The sequence below is a fragment of the Lysinimonas soli genome (genome assembly GCF_042655435.1).
In the GTDB taxonomy this organism is placed as follows: domain Bacteria; phylum Actinomycetota; class Actinomycetes; order Actinomycetales; family Microbacteriaceae; genus Lysinimonas; species Lysinimonas soli.
The window spans coordinates 114286-133068 of the sequence record NZ_JBHSMG010000001.1 but is presented as its reverse complement, the minus strand read 5'-3'; the positions used below and the strand labels follow the sequence as shown (position 1 = coordinate 133068).

Sequence of the window (18783 nt, the reverse complement as noted above, 5' to 3'; positions counted from 1 at the left end):
CTGACGGCCCGCATCGCGGGTCGACGGCCCGGCACCGCGGCGGCTACCAGAGGAGTTCGGCGACCCGGTCCACCGCCGTGACCTCGGGCAGACCCGGCGCCCTCAGCCGCCAGGCGAGACCGGCCTCACCATGCACTCGGACACCGGAGTCGCTGTGCTCGACCTCGAACTCGGCCGAGCGGCCGTCCGGGTCGGTGACCGTGATGTTCCGCGATCCCGCCGGGCCGGGGTAGACCTCGAGCACGAGCGCATCGAGATACGGGTGGTCGGGGCGGTCGACCCGGTCGGTCATCGCCAGAACGGCGCCCTCGCGCACGTAGAGCGGAAGCGAGAGGTAGCCATGCCGCTCGCGGTGCCACCGTCCGCCCTCTGCCACGCGACCATCGAGCAGACTCGTCCACCGGCCGGCCGGCAGGTAGAACTCGACCTCGCCCTCCGGGTCCATCACCGGGGCCACCAGCAGCTCCGAGCCCAGCATGTACTGCCGGTCGAGATGACCGACCGCCGGGTCCTCGGGGAACACGAGCTGCAGCGGACGCATGACCGGCGTACCCGAGCCGCTCGCTTCGAGGCCCGCGGCGTAGAGGTAGGGCATGAGTCGCAGCTTGAGCCGGGTGAAGCGGCGCGTGACCTCGACGGCCTCCTCATCGAAGGCCCACGGCACGCGGTAGGAGCCCGACCCATGGAAACGGGAATGGCTCGAGAGCAGCCCGAAGGCGGTCCATCGCTTGTAGACGCCGGCGTCGGGAGTGCCCTCGAAGCCCCCGATGTCGTGGCTCCAGAAACCGAACCCGCTGAGCGCGAGCGAGAGCCCGCCCCGCAGGGTCTCGGCCATCGACGCGAAGGTCGAGGTGGAGTCCCCGCCCCAGTGCACGGGCATCCGCTGCCCGCCGACCGTCGCCGAGCGCGCGAAGAGGACGGCGTCACCGGCGCCGCGGACCTCCTCGAGCACCTCGAACACCGCCTGGTTGTACAGCTGGGTGTACCAGTTGTGCATGCGATCCGGATCCGAGCCGTCGTGCCACACCACGTCGGTGGGGATGCGCTCGCCGAAGTCCGTCTTGAAGCAGTCGACCCCCTGGTCGAGCAGCCGGCGGAGCTTCGACTGGAACCAGGTCACCGCGTCGGGGTTGGTGAAGTCGACGATGCCCATGCCCGCCTGCCAGAGATCCCACTGCCACACGGTTCCGTCCGGACGCCGCACCAGATACCCGGCCTCGGCCGCCTCGTCGAACAACGGCGACCGCTGGGCGATGTAGGGATTGATCCAGACGCAGATCCGCAGATCCTTGGCATGCAGCCGACGCAGCATGCCCGGTGGATCGGGGAAGACCCGCGGGTCCCATTCGAAGTCGCACCAGTTGAACTCGCGCATCCAGAAGCAGTCGAAGTGGAAGACGCTGAGTGGCAGCTCCCGCTGGGCCATGGCGTCGACGAAGGAGGTGACGGTGGCCTCGTCGTAGTCGGTGGTGAAGCTGGTCGAGAGCCACAGCCCGTACGACCACGCCGGCACGTGGGCGGGCCGTCCCGTGAGCCGGGTGTAGCGCTCGAGCACGTCGGCCGGGGTCGGCCCATCGATGATGAGGTACTCCAGGGCCTCTCCGGCGACGGAGAACTGCACGCGCTCCACCGCCTCGGATCCCACCTCGAACGACACATGGCGCGACGAGTTCACGAGCACGCCGTAACCGCGACTGCTCAGGTAGAAGGGCACGTTCTTGTACGCCTGTTCGCTCGAGGTGCCGCCGTCGGCGTTCCAGACCTCGACCGACTGACCGTTCTTGACGACCGGCCCGAATCTCTCCCCCAGCCCGTAGATCAGCTCGCCGACACCGAGCTCGAGCTGCTCGTGCAGGTAGGCGGATCCGGCCGGGGGTGGCGACCCCGTGCGCGCGTTGGCCGGGATCCCGCGGTCGACCTCGGCGTCGGCGTCCAGTCGCAGGTACCCGACCGACTTGTGTCCGGAGCCGGTGAGCAGCCGACCGTCGCGCCGGAACTCGAGGCTCCAGGGCCCGCCGGTCCGTACCCGCGCTTCGAGCGATCCGCTGCGCAGCACGCCCGCCTCGTCCTCGATGATCACCTCGCCCGCGCCTGCGGTCGCGCCGACCAGCTCGAATCCATCGCGCACGACAGAGCCGCGGTGGTGCTCGATGCGGACCCGCACGACCCCCTCGAGCGGCGAGCTCAGGGTGACCATCATGACCGGACGGTTGAGCACGTCGCCCCGGCGCTCGATGACCTTGGTCGGCGCCGTGATCGAGAGCGTCCCCTCGCCCGCGACGAGGTCGCGCGCCTCCTGTGCGTACAGCGCGTCGACCCCGGGACGGAGTTGCCAGAACCCATCGGTGAACTTCACTTGACCGCTCCCGCCGTGATGCCCCGAGCCAGGGTCCGTTGGAAGATCAGGAAGAACACCAGGGTCGGCAGCAGGCCGAGCAGCGCCGAGGCGCTCGTGGTGGTGACATCCATGATCTTGTCGCCCTGCAGCAGGCTGATCGCCACGGGCACCGTCTGGTTGTCATTGCTGATCAGGAAGGTCAGCGGGATCAGGAACTCGTTCCAGGTCCAGATGAAGAAGAAGATGAGCATCACCGAGAGCGTCGGCCTGCTGATCGGCACGATGACCCGCCAGAGGATCTGCCACCGGCTCGCCCCGTCGAGGGCCGCCGCCTCGAGCACCTGCAGCGGGAAGGTGCCGAACACCGACGAGAGCAGGTAGGTGCCGAACGCGCTCTGGATGACGGTGAAGATGATGATGACCGCCCAGGTGGTGTCGTAGAGGTTCACCTGCTTGAACATGTAATAGAGCGGGTACAGCAGTGCCTCCTGCGGCACCGTGTTCGCCAGCAGGAACAGCACGATGATCCAGGTCCGCCCGCGCACGCGGCCGATGCCGATCGCGAAGGCGTTGAGGATCGACACGAGCACCGCGAGCACCGCCACCGAGGCGCTGATGAAGAAGCTGTTCCAGAGCTTCAGCGGGAAGTCGACGTAGTTCCAGAACTTGGCGAGCCCGTCGAAGTAGAGCGCCCGTGGGAGGGTGAGCGGCCCCGACGCCGCGTAGTCGCTGGGCGACTTGAACGAGTTGACCAGGATGATCAGGAAGGGAACCGCGACCAGGAACGCGATGACCGCGATCCCGATCAGAAGCACCCAGTCGGCGACGGTCCGGCGTGTGGCCCGACGGCGCACCTTGAAGGTGCTCTCGTGAGCCCCTCCCCTGTCGGCGAGCGCGGTCATCAGCGGTCCTCCTGTTCGGCGCGCTGCTGGGCCTTGATGAAGCCGATGGTCAGCAGCACGATCACGACCGTGAGGGCGGTCGCGATCGTCGCGCCGTACCCCACCTGCTGCACGTTGAAGAATTCGTTGTACGAGTAGTAGCTCGGCACGATCGTGGCGTTGCCGGGGCCGCCTCGCGTCAGCGTGAAGATGGGGCCGAAGACCTTGAGCGCCGCGATCGTGCAGGTCAGCGTGACGACGAAGATCTCGGGTCGGATGATGTGCACCGTGATCGAGCGGAACCGCTGGAACCAGCCCGCGCCGTCCAGTTCGGCCGCCTCGTAGAGCTCGGGGTCGACCCGCTGCAGGGCCGCCATGAAGATGACGACCGGGTAGCCGATCTGCACCCAGACCATGACGAACATGATGCTGAGCAGGGCGGTGCTCGGATCGCCCAGCCAGTTGTGCCGCCACGCGCCGAGGCCCACGGCCTCGAGGACCGTGTTGAGCGCCCCGTTCTGCGGGCGCAGGATCCAGCCGATCACGACCGCGCCGATGGCGACGGGCAGCAGCTGCGGCAGGTAGTAGGTGGCCCGCAGGAAGCTCGCCAGGCGCGCCCCGAACTTCTTCCCGATCAGGTCGAACAGGATCGCGGCCACCACGAGTCCTAGCAGCGTCGGCACGATGACCATGGCCACGATCATCGCGATGCTGTTGAGGAACGATGTCCAGAAGTCGCGGTCCTGCATGAGCCGCGCCCAGTTGTCGCCGCCCACCCAGACCGGCGCGAGCACGCCGCGCCAGCTGGTGAAGCTGAGGTACACGTTCCAGAGCAGCGGAATGATCACGATGACCGTCAGCAGCACCGAACCGGGCAGCAGGTAGATCCAGAAGCTCCGGCCGCCCGCCCTGGGCAGCAGGCTCTCGGATCCCATGTCGCGAGTGCGGGGCCGGGGCCCGATCACAGGCAAGGTCGCCATCGGCGTGATCCTTTCGTGGGACATCCGAGGCCCGGCCACGCGCCGGGCCTCGGATGGTGCGGGCGGCGTGTCAGCCGGTGATGGACTTCACACCGGTGGCGTACTCGCCGCCCAGTTCGTCGAGCACCGCGCTCGGCGTCTCGGACCCGTTGACCAGCTTCTGCAGGGCGGTGTTGATCTGGTCGTAGAAGCTCGGCGTGGGCCAGTCGGGGTAGAACGCCAAGCCGTCACGAGCCGTGAGCGTGTTGAAGTTGGCGATCAGCTCCTTGCTCTTGGCATCCGTGATGGCGGAGTCGTCGGCCGCGACCGGGATGCCGCCGTTGTTGCCCATGAGGTTCTGGATCTTCTTGCTCATCGTGATGTCGATGAACTTGTAGGCCAGATCCTTGTTCTTCGACTTGCTCGGCACGACCCACAGGTTGCCCGAGGAGCCAGGCGACATCTTCGAACCCGGGAACAGGAAGGTGCCCCACTGGAAGTTCTTGATGCCCGCCGTGAAGGTTCCGTACCACCAGCTGCCCGAGTAGAACATCGGGTAGGTGCCGGCCTGGAACGCGTCGCCGACGTCCTGGGCCTTCATGCCCGTGGCGTCCTTGCTGATGTACCCCTTGTCGACCCAGCTCTTGAGGGTCTGCGTGGCGAAGGTGAAGTCGGAGTCGTGGAAGTCGACCTTGCCCGCGTAGGTCTGGTAGTTGGTGACCCAGGTGCGGTCCGCGTGCGAGAGCGCGAGCTGGTACCAGAGCTGGCCGAGCGGGTACTCGACGGCGGACTCGCCCAGCGGCGTGATGCCGGCCTTCTTGAAGGTGGCGAGGGCATCCTCGAACTCCGAGAAGGAGGTCGGGACCTTGACGCCGTACTTGTCGAACATGTCCTTGTTGTAATAGGTCATGACGAACTCGCCGTAGTTCGGGATCCCGTAGAAGTTGCCGGAGCCCATGACGCCCTTGGCGTTGTACTTGGCGGTCGTCTGGAGAGAGGACGAGAGGTCCTTGTCCCAGCCGTAGGCCTTGACGGCCGCGTCGAGGTTGGTGAGCAGACCCTCCGACGAGAGCAGTCCGGCGGTCGCGTTGCCCTTGTTGTACTCCATGATGTCGGGTGCGGAATTGGAGTTCAGCACCTGGCTCGCGGTCGACTGGATCTGCTCGAAGCTCTTCGCCTCGAACTTCACCTTGGCGCCGGTCTCCTTCTCGAACTCGGCGATGGCGGCCTTCCAGGCGATGCCCATGGCACTCGTGTCGCCCTCGTAGTCCCAGAGCGTGAGGGTCTGGCCCTTTCCGTCGGGTTTCGTGTTGACAGCGGAACCAGTCGAGCTTCCACCGGTCGAACAACCGGCAAGCACGAGCGCCGCCGCGACCAGGGCGGCGCCGGTCGCGATGAATCGTGAACGCATTTCTCTTCTCCCTTGATGAGAATCCGGGGGTGCAATGCCGCGCTCGAAAGACGCGTGCGGATAACAGAATCCGTGCCCTCGTCCATTTTGTCAAGTGCTGCAACAAAATAGATCCGCCGGGACTCCGCCGTCAGATGAGCTCCCGCATCGCCGAAACCGCCGCGCCGCGCGCGTAGTCCGAGAAGCTGAACCCGGGCAGCTCGATGACCACGGAGTCCAGGTCGACCTGCTCCAACTCGGCGCGCAGGCCCTGCCGCAATCGTTCCGGCGCGAGCCCGACCATGTCGACGCCCTCACCCGTGATCAGCACTTTCTCTGGATCGATCGTGTTCACCGCGTCGGCGATGACGACTCCCAGCGCCTCGGCAGCGAGGGCGAAAGCCGCGAGCGCAGTCGGCTCGCCCGCGCGCGCCCGAGCCAGCACGGCGTCGTATTCGGTGTCGTCGACGCCGGCGTTGAAACAGATCGATCCCATCGTCACGAAACTGTGGATGCAGTCGACGTGACCCAGCGCGCAGGGGCGCCCCTCTCCCTCCACCCGCGAGTGTCCGACGTGCCCGGAGCGCCCGTGCGCGCCGGTGTGCACCTCGTCGTGCACGACCACCCCCGCACCGATGCCGGCACCGAGACCGTAGACCACGAGCGTCTCGGCGCCGACGCCCGCGCCGAACCAGTGGTGGCCTGCGGTCAGCGAGACCACGTCGTTGCTGACGGTGACGGGGAGGTCCACCCGGGACTCGACCAGGTCGCGAAGGGGGGTGCTGCTCCAGCCCAGGAACGACGAGCGCTCGACCAACTGCACCCCGTCGCGCTCGAACACGTCGCCGGCCAGGCAGACACCGATCGCGGCGGCCAGGGGAACGCCGTCCAGGATGCGCCCGGCCACGGCGGCGATCTGGTCGGCCACCGCCTCAGGCTCGGTCGAGGCCAGCGGCTCTTCGTACTCGGCGATCACGGTGGCGCTCAGGTCGGTGACCACCGCGTACAGATCGGTACCGGTGAGCTTGAATCCGGCGAAGGATGCGGCGCCGGCTCGAACGTGCACCAGCTCCGACGGTCGCCCCCGGGTCGCGCTGTATTGGATCGCACCCTCCGCGACGAGGCCCAGATCGATGAGTTCGCGCGTGATGCGGCTGAGGCTGGCCCGTGAGACGTCCATGCGCCGCGCCAGTTCGACCCTGGATCGATCGCCGTGCACGATCAGGTCGCGCAGCACCCTGCGCTGGCCGTCGTACATGGCGGGCCAGCCGGGGCGGCGCTCGGAGGCGGAAGTCACGCAGCCGAGACTAGCCGCGGATCGCTCACCCGATCGTTCAGCGCGCCTTCGCCAGCACCGTCTCGAGTTCGACCGCGGCAGCCCGGACGGCCGCGCCGATCGCCTCGCGCTTGTCGTCGTCGACCCGATACGCCGGGGCGACGACCGAGATCGCGCCCACGAGATGGCTGCGAACCCGCACCGGGGCGGCGCAGGCCCAGACGCCCTCGTCCACCTCGCCCTCGCTGACCGCGAAACCGGTCTCGCGAAGCCGGTCGAGATCCGCAGAGAGCCGCTCGCGCGCCTCTGCCGAGAGCGGCGGCTCGACCCGGTCGAGATACTGGGCGCGTCGCGCCTTGGCGAAGCCGGCGAGCAGGGTCTTGGCCGCGGCTCCGGCGTGCAGGGGCATGACATGACCGGGTTGGAACGAGATGCTGATGGTCCTGTCCGGCTCCGAGATCGCGAGGCATACCGCCGCGTCGTTGAGCTGTCGCAGGTAGAGCGCGGTCTCGCCGGTCGCGTCCCGCAACTGGTCGAGCACCGGCTGCGCTTCCACCCGGTAGTCGAGCGTGCGTTCGGCGGCCTGGGCCAGCTGCAGGATCTCGGGCGACAGGACGTACGATCCCTTGCCTCGCTCCTCGATGAGGTACATCTCGCGCAGAAGCGACAGGTACCGGTAGGCGCTCGGCAGCGAGATGTCGTGCGTCTCGAGGATCTCGTCGACCGTCAGTTCCGGCTTGTTCTGGTTGAACTGGAGCAGGATCTGCAGCGCCCGGCGCGCGCTGTCGACCCCCTTAGTCCGCTGCACCGCCATCGCGTGCCCCCTCTGCTCGTGCTCCTCGTGGTCCCATCGCACCGTGCGGTGCGAGGCCGGTCAACTCTGACTGCTGATCGTCGCGAGCGCCGCCTCGACACCGGCTCCGATGTCGACCGGATGTCCGAGATCGACGAGCGCCCGACCGAGGGCCGCGATGCCGACCACCGGATACAGGCCGCTCGCGGTCGGTCCCATGTGGGCGATCCGGATGAGGTTGCCCGCACCTTGCCCGCTCGACAGCATGACACCGTAACGCTCTCGCACGTACTTGCGCAGTTCCAGATGATCGATACTGTCGGGAAGTCGAACGGATGTCACGCAATAGGCCGCGATCTCGTCGCGCGCCGGCCAGATCTCCATGCCGAGACCACGCACTCCCGCGCGGGTCACCAGAGCCGACTTGCGGTGCCGCTCGATCGCGGCATCCACGCCTTCCTCGAGCATCGCATCGACGCAGGCCTCCAGCCCGTGCATGTCGGAGACCGAGGGCGTGTAGGGGAAGACTCCGCCGATGAGCCACTTCTCCTTCCAGTCCAGAAGGGAGAGGTAGGAGGCGCGCGGCGCTCGCTCGTTCTTCTCTATGGCGTCCCAGGCGGCCTGGCTGACCGTGACCATGGCCACTCCGGGAGGGCCTCCGAGGCACTTCTGCGCTCCGGCCACGCAGACGTCGAGCCCCCACTCGTCGGTGCGGAACTCCATGCCGCCGACCCCGGACACCGTGTCGACGAGGGTCAGCACCCCGCGGGACCGGCAGATCGGTCCGATGCGGGACATGTCGCTCACGGTACCCGAGGGTGTCTCAGATGCGACCACCGTCAGCAACTCGATCTCGGGGTGCGCGTCGAGGTACTGCTCGACGGACTCCGGCGACACCGCTTCGTCGTAGGGCACCTCGATCTCGTGCAGCACGGCTCCGAAATCGGTGAGCCAGTAGCCCATCCCCTTGCCGAAGACACCTTGCACGAGGTTGAGAACGTGCATTCCCGGCCGGACCAGCGAGCGGGCGGCGCCCTCGAGGCCGACGATGGCCTCGCCCTGCATCAACACCACGTCGTTCGTGGTCTCGAAGAGCGTGGCCACCTTCTGCTGGGTGCGCCGGAACAGCGCGAGGAAGTCGGGGTCGTAGTGGTAGGTGATCGGGGCGCCGAGCGCCGCCAGCGTGCGCGCCGAGGCGACCGTCGGCCCCGCCGACAGGGTGAAATCGAGTTGAGCCATGGTGCAGTGCCTTTCGGTCGTGTCGTGCGGTCGCCGGGTCAGCGCGCGCCGCGGGTGTATGGAGCGCCGAGGACCGGCGAGATGTAGACGCTGCGGGCGAAGATCAGCAGCACGATCATCACGACGATGTAGGGCAGCATCGTGATGATGTCGGTCGGGATGTTGAGGCTGGTCAGCTGCAGCACGGTGCCGACGGCGACGGTGACGCCGTAGAGCAGCGAGACGAGCCCCACCCAGAGGATGCGACCGCGGGCCAGCATCGTGACCACGATCGCGATGTAGCCGAGTCCGTTGGTCATGAACGGGGTGAAGGCGCTCGTGCCGAGCAGCGCCAGGTACGCCCCGCCGAGCCCCGAGAAGAGCCCGCCCAACAGCACGGCCTGCGAGCGCGTGCGCATCACGCTTCCGCCCGCGGCGTCGAGCGACGAGGGCTTCTGGCCCGCGGCCCGGATGCTGAGCCCCCAGTTCGACTTGCTCAGGAACCAGGCCACGAGCGCCGCGAGGGCGAGGGCGATCCAGAACAGCCCCGACTGGCTGAACAGCGAGGTGCCTACGCCCGGAATGCTCGACAGGCCCGGGATCCTCCAGCGGTCGACCTCGACGCGAGGGGCGGTCGCGCCGTACTTCTGGTCGTAGAGCACGCTCGTGACTCCGCCACCCGCGAGCGTGATCGCGATGCCGAGCACGATCTGGTTCAGGCCCAACCACACGTTGAGAACGAGCAGGACGAGTGAGATGACGGCGCCTCCGAGCGCACCACCGAGCATGCCGAGCCACACCGAGTGGGTGTCGAGGGCCACGACGTATCCGACGTAGGCGCCGATGAGCATCATGCCCTCGATGCCGAGGTTCAGCACCCCGGACTGCTCCCCGATGGTCTCCCCCACCGCGGCCAGCATGAGCGGGACCGCCCCCGCGATGCAGGCGACGATGAATGCCGAGATGAACGCGGGCGTCAGCAGATCGGTCACCGGGCACTCCTTCCGGTCAGGGCCGCGAGCGGCCTTCTTATCGCTTCCTTGAGTTCGTCGGGCAGATAGCTCTGGCCGAGATCGCGCTTGGTTCCGACATATTCCGTGATCGTCATGAAAATCAGGATCAGCGCGACGATCACCTTGAGGAAGTCGACCGACAGACCCGACTCCTGAGCCGCGATCGTCCCGCCCGTGGCGAAGATCGAGTAGAACGCGATGAACGGGATCGACCCCACCGGGCTCAGCCGGGCGAGGAAGACGAAGGGCATGATCGTGTCGCCGTAGGCGGGATTCCAGTTGGTGCGCATGTAGCCGAACTGCCCGAAGATGTCCATCGCCGCCGCCAGTCCGATCAGGCCGCCGCTGATCAGGAACAGCACCACGACCATCGCCCGCGAGTTGATGCCGACGTGGCGGGCGCTCTTCGGGCTCGAGCCGAACACGTCCAGCCGGAGCCCGAACGAGGTCCTGCTCAGGATGAACTGGAACACGATCGCCACCACGATCGCCACCAGGAACCCGATGTGCACCTGCGTGCCGGGGATGTAGGGGAGCATGTCGCTCAGCTTCATCGAGCGGGTCTGCGGCGACGAGACCGCCGGATCCTGGAAGACGTAGACGATCAGGATGTTCGTCAAGCCGACGCCGATGGTCGACATGACGAGGGTCGTGATGATCTCGTTGGTGCCGAAGCGCGCCTTGAGCCAGGCCGGCAGCAGCGTCCAGATCGCGCTCACCGCGATCGCGGCGATCGTGAGCACCAGGTAGGCGACGCCGGGCGAGGTCGCCTGGATCAGCTGGGGGGCGAGGCCCGCGACCGTGACCGCGCCGAGCAGGAACTGCCCGTCGTAGCCGAGGTTCCAGAGCTGCCCGCGGAACACGACGATCAGCGCGATCGCGATCAGCAGGAGCGGCGTCATCATGACGAGGCTGTGCTGCCAGTTCTGCCCGACGACGCCGTTCTCGAACACGCCCGAATAGAACTTGAGCGGATCCTTGCCGAGCACCAGCAGGATCAGCGCCGCGACGATCAGGGCGAAGACGATCGGCAGGATCGAGCGGATGACCGTGTCGACCGCGCGACGCTGGGGGGTGCGTTCAGTGGCCATCGGGCGCACCTCCGATCATGTACTGGCCGACCCGCTCGGCGACATCGGAGCCCCGGTTCTCGACGACCCCCACGATGCGGCCGTGCGACATCACGCCGATCCGATGCGAGAGCTCGATGAGCTCGTCGAGTTCCGTCGAGATGAGCAACACGGCACCGCCGCCTTCCGCGAACTCGCGCAGCAATTCGTGCACGAGCTTGACCGTCTTCAGGTCGAGCCCGTACGTGGGCTTGTTGACGACGACGACTCGGGCGCCTTCGCCGAGTTCCCGGGCCAGGAGGACCTTCTGGATGTTGCCGCCGGAGAGCGTTCCGACCCGCGTGCTCGGCGAGGGGGTCCGGATCGTGTACTGGTCGATCAGCCGCTTCGCCTCCTGGTTGACGGCGGCCTTGTCGATCTGCCCGAAGCGCCAGAACGGCCGCTTGCCGATGCGCTTGAGCAGCAGGTTGAGGGCGACGCTCAGGCTGCCCACGGTTCCCTCGTGCAGGCGATCATCGGTCACGTAGCGGATGCCGCGCTCCTGTCGAGCGCGAACCCCCAGCTTGCTGAGGTCGACGCCGTCGAGCGCGATCGTGCCGCGGCTCGCGGGCCGCTGACCGGCGACCACCTCGGCGAGTCCGGCCTGACCGTGACCGTCGATCCCAGCGATCCCGAAGATCTCGCCCTCGTGCAGGGCCAGCGAGATGTCGGCGATCGAGACCTCCATCCCTCCCCGCGCGCTCGAGACGTCGGTGAGCTCGAGCCGGATCGGACGCGACGAGAGATCGAGTGCCTCGGTCTCGCGTTCGGCCTCCTTGGCGCCAGCGAGCTCCGCGGCGTCTTCGAGGGCACTCCGGGAGCTGAGGTCCTCACCGAACATCGCCCGGAGGATCTCGGACTGGGCCTGCTCCTCGGTGAACTCCTTCATGCGCTCGGGTGAGAGGAATCCGACCCGGCGCCCGCCGCGCAGCACGGTGACGCAGTCGCCCATCGAGTAGGCCTCACGCAGCTTGTGGGTGATGAAGATGATCCCGAGGCCCTGCGCGGTCAGCCGCGACATGCTCTCGCTGAGGTTCTCGATCGCCGAGGGCGTCAGCATCGAGGTGGGCTCGTCGAGGATCAGCAGCCGCGTCCCCGTCCACATCGCCTTCGCGATCTCGACCTGCTGCTGCTGCCCGAGGGCGAGATCGCTGGCCATGATGTGGGGGTCGATCCGGGCGCCGAGCAGCTCCGAGAGCTCCTCCAGGCGCGCCGTCGCCCGCTTCTCCTGGAGCAGCAGACCCCGCTCGCCCAGCATGAGGTTCTCGATCACGGTGAGGGTCGGCACGAGGGTCGAGTGCTGGTGCACGACGCCGATTCCGTGCTTCATCGCCGCCTTCGGCGAGCCGATCACGACGGGGGTCCCGTCGATCTCGATCGTGCCGGAATCCGGCTGCTGCATCCCGGCCAGGATGCTGATCAGGGTCGATTTGCCCGCGCCGTTCTCGCCGAGCAGGCAATGGACCTGTCCGTCGTAGACATCGAGCGAGATGTCGTCGTTGGCGATCACGCCGGGGAATCGCTTGGTGATCCCCTTCAGCGAGATCACACCGGGTGTGAGCTGAGGGGTGCTGTGTGTCGCCATCGCAGCTGTGATGATCCTCTCGAAGGAATGGGGGGAAGCGGGGTTGGGCGGCATCCCAGGTGATGCCGCCCAACCCGCGCGATCGACTACTGGTTCAGCAGGGCTGTCAGCAGATCCTTCGTCGTGGTGTTCGGCACCGTGATGCTGCCGTCCTCGATCCCCGATGCCGCCTTCTTCGTCGCGGCCTTCATGTCGGAGGTCAGCGTCGCGGTGTCCTCGAGCTTGATCCCACCGTTCTTCAGGTTGAGGTTGTAGGGCGTCTGGGCGAAGGTGCCCGCCTTGACATCCTTGATGGCCTGCTCGTAGGTCTTGTCGAACACCCAGAGCACCGAGGTGAGCACCTCGTCCTTGTTCTTGACCAGGTCGGAGACATCCCCGATGTCGGCGATGTACTTGACCGCGGTTCCGGCCTGGTTGGCCTCGTCGACCGCGGCCACGTACCCGATGGTCGCGCCATCGCCCATGCCGAAGATCACGTCGTCACCGCTCGCGATGAGCTGCTGCACGACCTTCTTGCCACCGGCCGAGTCGTCGTACGACGCGGCGCCGATGTAGGCGACGTCGACCTTGATCGACGGGTTCACGCTGCGCGCACCGGCGACGAATCCACCGGACATCGTGTACCAGTTGATGTCATCCGCCGAGATCGCGACGCCGAGCTTGCCGCTCTTGGAGCTCATCGCGGCTGCGATGCCGGCCAGGTATCCGCCCTCTTGCGCGTTGAAGGTGATGATGCCGATCTTGCCCTTGATCTGCTGCTTGGGGAAGTCGGTGATCAGCACCGGAACGCCGGTGCTCTGGTTGGCGTGGTCGGCGGCCTGGGCGAAGCCGCTCGCGTGAGCGATGACGAGTCCGACGCCCTTCTTCTGCGCGGCCTGGGTCAGGATCGTCTCGGTGTTGTCGTAGCCGACGTTGACGTCCTCGGTGAGAGTGAGCCCGCTCGCCTTGGCGGCGGCGCGGGCGCCCTTCAGACCCATCTGGTTCCACCCGTGATCGGATTCGGTCGCAGGTGTCACGATGGTGACGGTGGTGAAGTCGCCGTTCGCGCTGGCGGTCGTCGTGGTCGCGCCACGACCGGAGCAGGCGGCGAGCATGACCGCGAGGGTCAGGGCGCCGACCGCCGGAATCGCGCGGCGAAACGCGCGGGCGCGAGGTGGTGCAGATGTGGAGCTATGCATCGCTAAGCGTTCCTCTCGAGCAGGAGATCGGCCACGAAGCGTCGTCGCCTTTCTCACAATGTGCAGGTGGTAGGCGACACTATGAGAAGAATGGGATCTCGGTCAACGGGTGTCGACGGGTTTTACAAAGCCGAAACCTGCTTCGGGTACCCCCGTGAGAGAGGGAAGGGAAGGCCGATGGGCAGAGCAATTCTCAGCTGGGTCGCCGTCGCGATGACGGTGGGGGCCCTCTCCGGGTGCAGCGGGGCGGCGGTCACGTCCACCCCGGCCTCGCCGGTCAGCGCCTCCCCCTCCCCGATCGCCAGCAATCGGGTGGCGGTCCCGCAGGATGCCGCGGCCTTCGCCGCGCTCGAGCGCGTGGCCCCCACGGCGCTGAAGCTCGAGGGCGGCACCGTGACCTCGACAGCCTGCTGGACTCCGTCGGAGCATCTGTTCAACGACCCGACCGTCGCGAGTGCCGGCACCTGGAAGGTCATCTGCCGGGTCTACTACACGCTCAAGGGCACGAGCCGTTATCAGGACGCGACCTGCATCGGCGATTTCGCGGCGACCCCGATGCTCGACCACTGCTACGTCTGGGAGTACTACAGCTACGAGGCCCGCTTCAGCGACGGCGACCGTCTCGCCTCGGCGGCGCCGACCCCGCTACCCTGACGGCACTGTTTCGGACGTGTAAACGCTCCCGGCGCACTCTTGACGTCTCCCGTCGTCTTCTCATAGCGTGACTTTCAATTCACGTCATGTAAAAAAACTCGGGAGACGACATGGCAGATCCGAAGGTGTACCTGCTCGACGGCGGCACGCTGGTCATCGATGCATCGGACGTCCACTGGCACATCGACGCCGGGACCCCGGTGCGCTTCCCCGTCTACTCGGTGCTGATCGAGCACGAGGACGCCCTGATCCTGTACGACACGGGCTTCGACCTGGATCACGTCAACAAGGTGCTGCCGTTCGAGCAGCCGATCCAGACCCCCGAGCAGACCATCCCGGCCCAGCTCGCACTGTGCGGCTTCACGCCGGAGGACGTCGACATCGTCGTCAACTCGCACTTCCACTTCGACCACGTCGGCGGCAACAAGTACCTCACCAAGGCGACCACCCTCGTGCACAAGGAGGAGCTGCGTCACGCCAAGGTCCCCGAGCCGTTCGAGCGCCTCGGCTACTCCGATCTCTCATTCGACCACCCCGACGTCAGCTACAAGCCGATCTCGGGTGACTACGAGATCGTGCCGGGGGTCTGGCTGTTCGAGACCCCGGGGCACACGATCGGCCACTACTCGCTGCTCGTCGAGCTCCAGAACGAGCGCAACATGCTGTTCTGCGGCGACGCCGGATACACCCGCACCACCCTCGAGAAGGAGTGGATCGCGGGGTTCCACCTCGACCCCACCAAATCGGTCGAGGCGATCCGACGCCTCAACTACCTCGCACGGACCAGGAACGCCGACATCTACCCCTCGCACGAGCTCGCCTCGTACCAGGAGTGGAACCTCGCGCCGGCGTTCTACGGCGGCAACTGAACGCCGCCATCCCCATCCACAGAGAATCGAAGGAACACGCATCATGAGCGAACAACGTGTCGCGGTCGTCACCGGCGCAGCACAGGGCATCGGAGCCGGGATCGCCCGCGAACTCGCCGCCGAGGGACACAAGGTGATCGTGGCGGATCTGAACCTCGCGGGAGCGGAGAAGGTCGCCGGCGAGATCGGCGGGGTCGCCCGGGCGCTCGACGTCAGCGACCAGGCCGCCGTGGCCGCCTTCGCCGAGAGCCTGATCGCGGACTTCGGCCGGGTCGACATCCTCGTGAACAACGCCTCGCTGGTGCCCTTCGTGCCGTGGAGCGACCTCACCTTCGAGGAGTGGCGGCGCATCATGTCGGTCAACCTCGACGGCATGTTCCTCATGACACGCGCGCTCTGCGACCTCATGACGAAGGCGGGCTACGGGCGCATCGTCAACATCGCCTCCAACACCTTCATGGCCGGCACCCCGAACTTCGCGCACTACGTCGCAAGCAAGGGCGGCTCGATCGGTTTCGTGCGTGCGCTCGCCGGCGAGATCGGTCAGTACGGGGTGACGATCAACGCGGTCGCGCCCGGCCTCACCGAGACCGAAGGCGTGCTCGCCAGCCCGCACAACGACGGATTCGGCTACGTGCTGCCGGCCCAGGCCTTCAACCGCAAGGGGCTGCCCTCCGACATCGCCCCGGCCGTGGCCTTCCTGGCCTCGGAGAAGGCCGGCTGGATCACGGGTCAGACCCTCGTGGTCGACGGCGGCCACACCCGCAACTGAATCGTGGCGAGCTACGACGTCCTGATCATCGGCGCCGGATCGGCCGGATCCGTACTGGCCAACCGGCTGAGTGCCGATCCCGCGAGGCGGGTCGCCGTGCTCGAAGCCGGTACTCGGGTGACCGACCCCGACATGCGCCGGCCGGAACGGTGGCCGCTCAACTACGGCAGGTCGTACGACTGGGCCTACTGGACGACGCCGCAATCCGGTCTCGACGGACGCCGCCTCGATTGGCCGCGCGGCAGGGGCATCGGCGGCTCGAGCCTGCTGCACGCGATGGCGCACATGCGGGGCTGCCGAGCCGACTTCGAGGTCTGGGCGCGGGAGACCGGCGATCCGCGATGGAGCTGGGACGGACTGCTGCCGTTCTTCCGCGGAATGGAGGCGTTCTCGGGAGGGGCGGACGCGGTCCACGGCACCGACGGCCCGCTGCCCGTGCTGCTGCCGGGTCCCGAGCTGCTGAGCCCGCTCGTGCAGAGCTACCTGGCCGCATGGGAGTCGCTCGGCGTCCCGCGGATCCCCGACCACAACGGCGGCGAGATGCTGGGCGCCACCCCGAACTCGCTCACCATCCGCGACGGGCAGCGGGTCACCGTCGCCGACGTGTACCTGGACCCCGTCCTCGGCCGCGAGAACCTCGACCTCGTCGACGGGGTGACCGTGCATCGTCTTCTTCTCGAAGGGGATCGTGTGCGGGGCGCCGTCTACGAGCTCGGGGGCCGACTCGAGACCATCGAGGCGGACGTCGTCATCCTTGCCGCCGGGTCACTCGCCGATCCGATGCTCCTGATGCGCTCCGGCATCGGCGACCCGGCCGTGCTGGCCGCGGCCGGCGTCGAGACGCGGCATGAGCTGGTCGGCGTCGGACGCAACCTGCACGATCACCTGCTCGGTGCGAGCAATCTGTACGCGGCCGCGCAGCCGGTGCCGCCCACTCGCCTGCAGCTGTCGGAGTCGATGACCTACCTGTCCGCGTCCCGGTTGGATGCCGCGGCCGGCCCGGCGGACATCGTGGTCGGCTGCGTGGTCGGCCCCAGCGTCTCGGACTCGCTCCGCTCCGAGGTGGACGAGACGGCACCCGGGCGGGCATACAGCATGCTGTTCGGCGTGACGAACCCCACGAGCCGCGGGTCGCTGCGCATCACCGGGCCGGAGGTCGACGATGCCGTGATCTTCGACCCCAACTACCTCGACACCGAGCACGACCGCTCGCTGTTCCGAGTCGCCCTGGAGCACGCCCGCCTGGTCGGAGGCTCGGAGGGGATGACCCCCTGGCGCGCCGCCGAGCTGCTGCCCGGCCCGTCGGTCGACACCGAGGACGAGATCGACGACTTCATCCGGAAATCGGTCATCACCCACCATCACCCGGTGGGGACGCTGCGGATGGGCGCATCCGATGAGGCGCCCGTCACCCCGGAACTACGGCTGCGCGGCATGGACAACCTGTTCGTCGTCGACGCGTCCGTCATCCCGGCGATCACCGCGGGACCGGTGCACGCCGCGGTGCTGGCGATCGCCGAATCGTTCTCCGCCCGCTTCACCGCCTGAGCGACGCAGTCGTCAGGCTGTGGCTCCGAAGAACAGCCGCTGCGACGATCCGCTCATGACCTCGGCGAGATCCTGCTCCTCGAGTCCGGCCAGCTGCACCTTGAGCTGCTCGACCTTGGGCTGGTGGAACGGCCCGTCGGAGCCGTAGAGCACGCGATCGCTGCCGACCCGCCGCACCGCCTCCAGGATCTTGGAGCTCATCGGCATCCCCGAGGTCTCGAGCCAGACGTTGGGGTGCCGCGCGGCGACCCCGATCGCCCCGTCGATGTAGACGATGTTGCCGTGGCCCATGTGCCCGAGGATGATCTTCGCCTCCTCGAAGCGGATGACCAGCTCCTCGATGCTCCACGGCAGAGTGAAGATCGGATGCCCGCAGTGGATCAGCGCGGGTAGATCGTGCTCGATCAGCAGCTCGATGACGGGCCACACGAAGGGCTCGTCCGGGTGGTAGCCGTCGAGCAGCGGGTGCATCTTCACGCCGCGGAACTTCGGGTCGGCCAGGTAGTCCCGCAGCTCCGCCACGCAATCCGGGTTCTTGGGGTTGGCCCAGTACAGCCCGTAGGCGCCCTCGACCTCCTGCACCGTCTGCCGCACGAGGGCGTTGTCGGGGTTGAAGATCATGCCGACGTCGATGCCGTTCTCGGCCAGGTACTCCGGCAGGCTGTGCCGGTCGAGGCGTACGTCGAACAGCGGGAACTCCCCGACGTGCATGTGGGCGTCCGTGATCATGCCGGCACTCTCAGTTCTCGAAGGTGCCGACGGTGCGCGCCTGCTCGATGATCGCGTCGCCGTAGTCCGCGAGGAACTCCTCACGGGTCGGCGTGCCCTCGACCGGGCGGCTCAGCGCGTACAGCCAGAAGTAGTAGTGGTGCAGCTGGTGCCCGGCCGGCGGCTGGGGACCGAACCACGTCGATCCGCCGGTGCCGTTGGGCGCGACCCGCACGCCGGGCGCGGTCGGGTCGACCGTCGTGGCATCGGCGGGGATGCCGTACACCACCCAGTGCGTGAAGCCGTGCGGCAGCGGGGCGTCGGGATCGTGGCAGATGAGCGCGAGCTCGACGGTCCCCTCCGGTGCGCCGGAGATCTCCAGTCGGGGGGTCTCGTTTCCGCCGTCGGCGGTGAGCCGCGGCGGGATCGCTCCGAGCGGGGGGAAGTCGGGGCTGGAGATCGCGAGGCGATCGATGAAGAGAGCCATGACGG

17 protein-coding genes are annotated in these 18783 nt (G+C 67.5%); 4 read left to right on the top strand and 13 right to left on the bottom strand.

Annotated features, from left to right (window positions below; translation table 11 throughout):
- Positions 1 to 43: 43 nt before the first annotated feature.
- From yicI to ACFPJ4_RS00640, 11 genes are all read right to left on the bottom strand, one after another.
- Positions 44 to 2356: an alpha-xylosidase gene (yicI, locus tag ACFPJ4_RS00690; protein WP_386738355.1), complete on the bottom strand. Its 2313-nt coding sequence runs from the start codon at positions 2354 to 2356 to the stop codon at positions 44 to 46.
- The gene (locus tag ACFPJ4_RS00685; RefSeq protein WP_386738354.1) at positions 2353 to 3240 is read right to left on the bottom strand and encodes a carbohydrate ABC transporter permease; all 888 of its coding nucleotides are present in this window, start codon (positions 3238 to 3240) and stop codon (positions 2353 to 2355) included. The genes yicI and ACFPJ4_RS00685 overlap by 4 nt, the downstream gene beginning before the upstream one ends.
- Positions 3240 to 4199, bottom strand: a complete 960-nt coding sequence (locus ACFPJ4_RS00680; protein WP_386738353.1) for a carbohydrate ABC transporter permease — start codon at positions 4197 to 4199, stop codon at positions 3240 to 3242. The genes ACFPJ4_RS00685 and ACFPJ4_RS00680 overlap by 1 nt, the downstream gene beginning before the upstream one ends.
- A 70-nt stretch (positions 4200 to 4269) precedes the next feature.
- Complete coding sequence (locus tag ACFPJ4_RS00675) at positions 4270 to 5589, bottom strand: ABC transporter substrate-binding protein (protein WP_386738352.1); 1320 nt, start codon at positions 5587 to 5589, stop codon at positions 4270 to 4272.
- A 130-nt stretch (positions 5590 to 5719) separates the two neighbouring features.
- Positions 5720 to 6865 carry an ROK family transcriptional regulator gene (locus ACFPJ4_RS00670; protein ID WP_386738351.1) on the bottom strand — a complete coding sequence of 382 codons (1146 nt, stop codon included), beginning with the start codon at positions 6863 to 6865 and terminating at the stop codon, positions 5720 to 5722.
- A 37-nt stretch (positions 6866 to 6902) separates the two neighbouring features.
- A complete protein-coding gene (locus tag ACFPJ4_RS00665; RefSeq protein ID WP_386738350.1) occupies positions 6903 to 7658 on the bottom strand; it encodes an IclR family transcriptional regulator in 756 nt (251 codons plus the stop codon).
- A gap of 60 nt (positions 7659 to 7718) precedes the next feature.
- Positions 7719 to 8876 (bottom strand): pyridoxal-phosphate-dependent aminotransferase family protein, encoded by a 1158-nt coding sequence (locus ACFPJ4_RS00660; RefSeq protein ID WP_386738348.1) that lies wholly within the window; start codon positions 8874 to 8876, stop codon positions 7719 to 7721.
- A 38-nt stretch (positions 8877 to 8914) separates the two neighbouring features.
- Positions 8915 to 9847, bottom strand: coding sequence for an ABC transporter permease (locus ACFPJ4_RS00655; RefSeq protein ID WP_386738347.1), 933 nt, complete (start codon positions 9845 to 9847; stop codon positions 8915 to 8917).
- Positions 9844 to 10959 (bottom strand): putative B6 ABC transporter permease subunit 2, encoded by a 1116-nt coding sequence (locus ACFPJ4_RS00650; protein ID WP_386738346.1) that lies wholly within the window; start codon positions 10957 to 10959, stop codon positions 9844 to 9846. The genes ACFPJ4_RS00655 and ACFPJ4_RS00650 overlap by 4 nt, the downstream gene beginning before the upstream one ends.
- Positions 10949 to 12562 carry a putative B6 ABC transporter ATP-binding protein gene (locus ACFPJ4_RS00645; protein WP_386738345.1) on the bottom strand — a complete coding sequence of 538 codons (1614 nt, stop codon included), beginning with the start codon at positions 12560 to 12562 and terminating at the stop codon, positions 10949 to 10951. Before ACFPJ4_RS00645 ends, ACFPJ4_RS00650 begins: the two co-directional genes overlap by 11 nt.
- An 86-nt stretch (positions 12563 to 12648) precedes the next feature.
- Positions 12649 to 13740 (bottom strand): putative B6 ABC transporter substrate-binding protein, encoded by a 1092-nt coding sequence (locus ACFPJ4_RS00640; RefSeq protein WP_386738344.1) that lies wholly within the window; start codon positions 13738 to 13740, stop codon positions 12649 to 12651.
- A gap of 177 nt (positions 13741 to 13917) precedes the next feature.
- On the opposite strand from ACFPJ4_RS00640, the gene ACFPJ4_RS00635 reads away from it, so the two are divergent.
- From ACFPJ4_RS00635 to ACFPJ4_RS00620, 4 genes are all read left to right on the top strand, one after another.
- Positions 13918 to 14394, top strand: a complete 477-nt coding sequence (locus ACFPJ4_RS00635) for a hypothetical protein (RefSeq protein ID WP_386738342.1) — start codon at positions 13918 to 13920, stop codon at positions 14392 to 14394.
- 110 nt (positions 14395 to 14504) lie between these two features.
- Positions 14505 to 15263: a 4-pyridoxolactonase gene (gene pldA / locus ACFPJ4_RS00630; protein ID WP_386738341.1), complete on the top strand. Its 759-nt coding sequence runs from the start codon at positions 14505 to 14507 to the stop codon at positions 15261 to 15263.
- Between the two features lie 43 nt (positions 15264 to 15306).
- Entirely contained in the window at positions 15307 to 16035 is a 729-nt protein-coding gene (gene pldH / locus ACFPJ4_RS00625; protein WP_386738340.1) for a pyridoxal 4-dehydrogenase, SDR-type, read from the top strand.
- A 3-nt stretch (positions 16036 to 16038) separates the two neighbouring features.
- A complete protein-coding gene (locus ACFPJ4_RS00620; protein ID WP_386738339.1) occupies positions 16039 to 17583 on the top strand; it encodes a GMC family oxidoreductase in 1545 nt (514 codons plus the stop codon).
- Positions 17584 to 17595: 12 nt separating this feature from the next.
- Here ACFPJ4_RS00620 and ACFPJ4_RS00615 read toward each other — a convergent pair whose 3' ends face one another.
- The gene (locus tag ACFPJ4_RS00615; protein WP_386738338.1) at positions 17596 to 18312 is read right to left on the bottom strand and encodes an amidohydrolase family protein; all 717 of its coding nucleotides are present in this window, start codon (positions 18310 to 18312) and stop codon (positions 17596 to 17598) included.
- 10 nt (positions 18313 to 18322) lie between these two features.
- On the bottom strand, positions 18323 to 18778 hold the full coding sequence (locus ACFPJ4_RS00610; protein WP_386738337.1) for a YbhB/YbcL family Raf kinase inhibitor-like protein: 456 nt from the start codon (positions 18776 to 18778) through the stop codon (positions 18323 to 18325).
- Between the last annotated feature and the right edge of the window lie 5 nt (positions 18779 to 18783).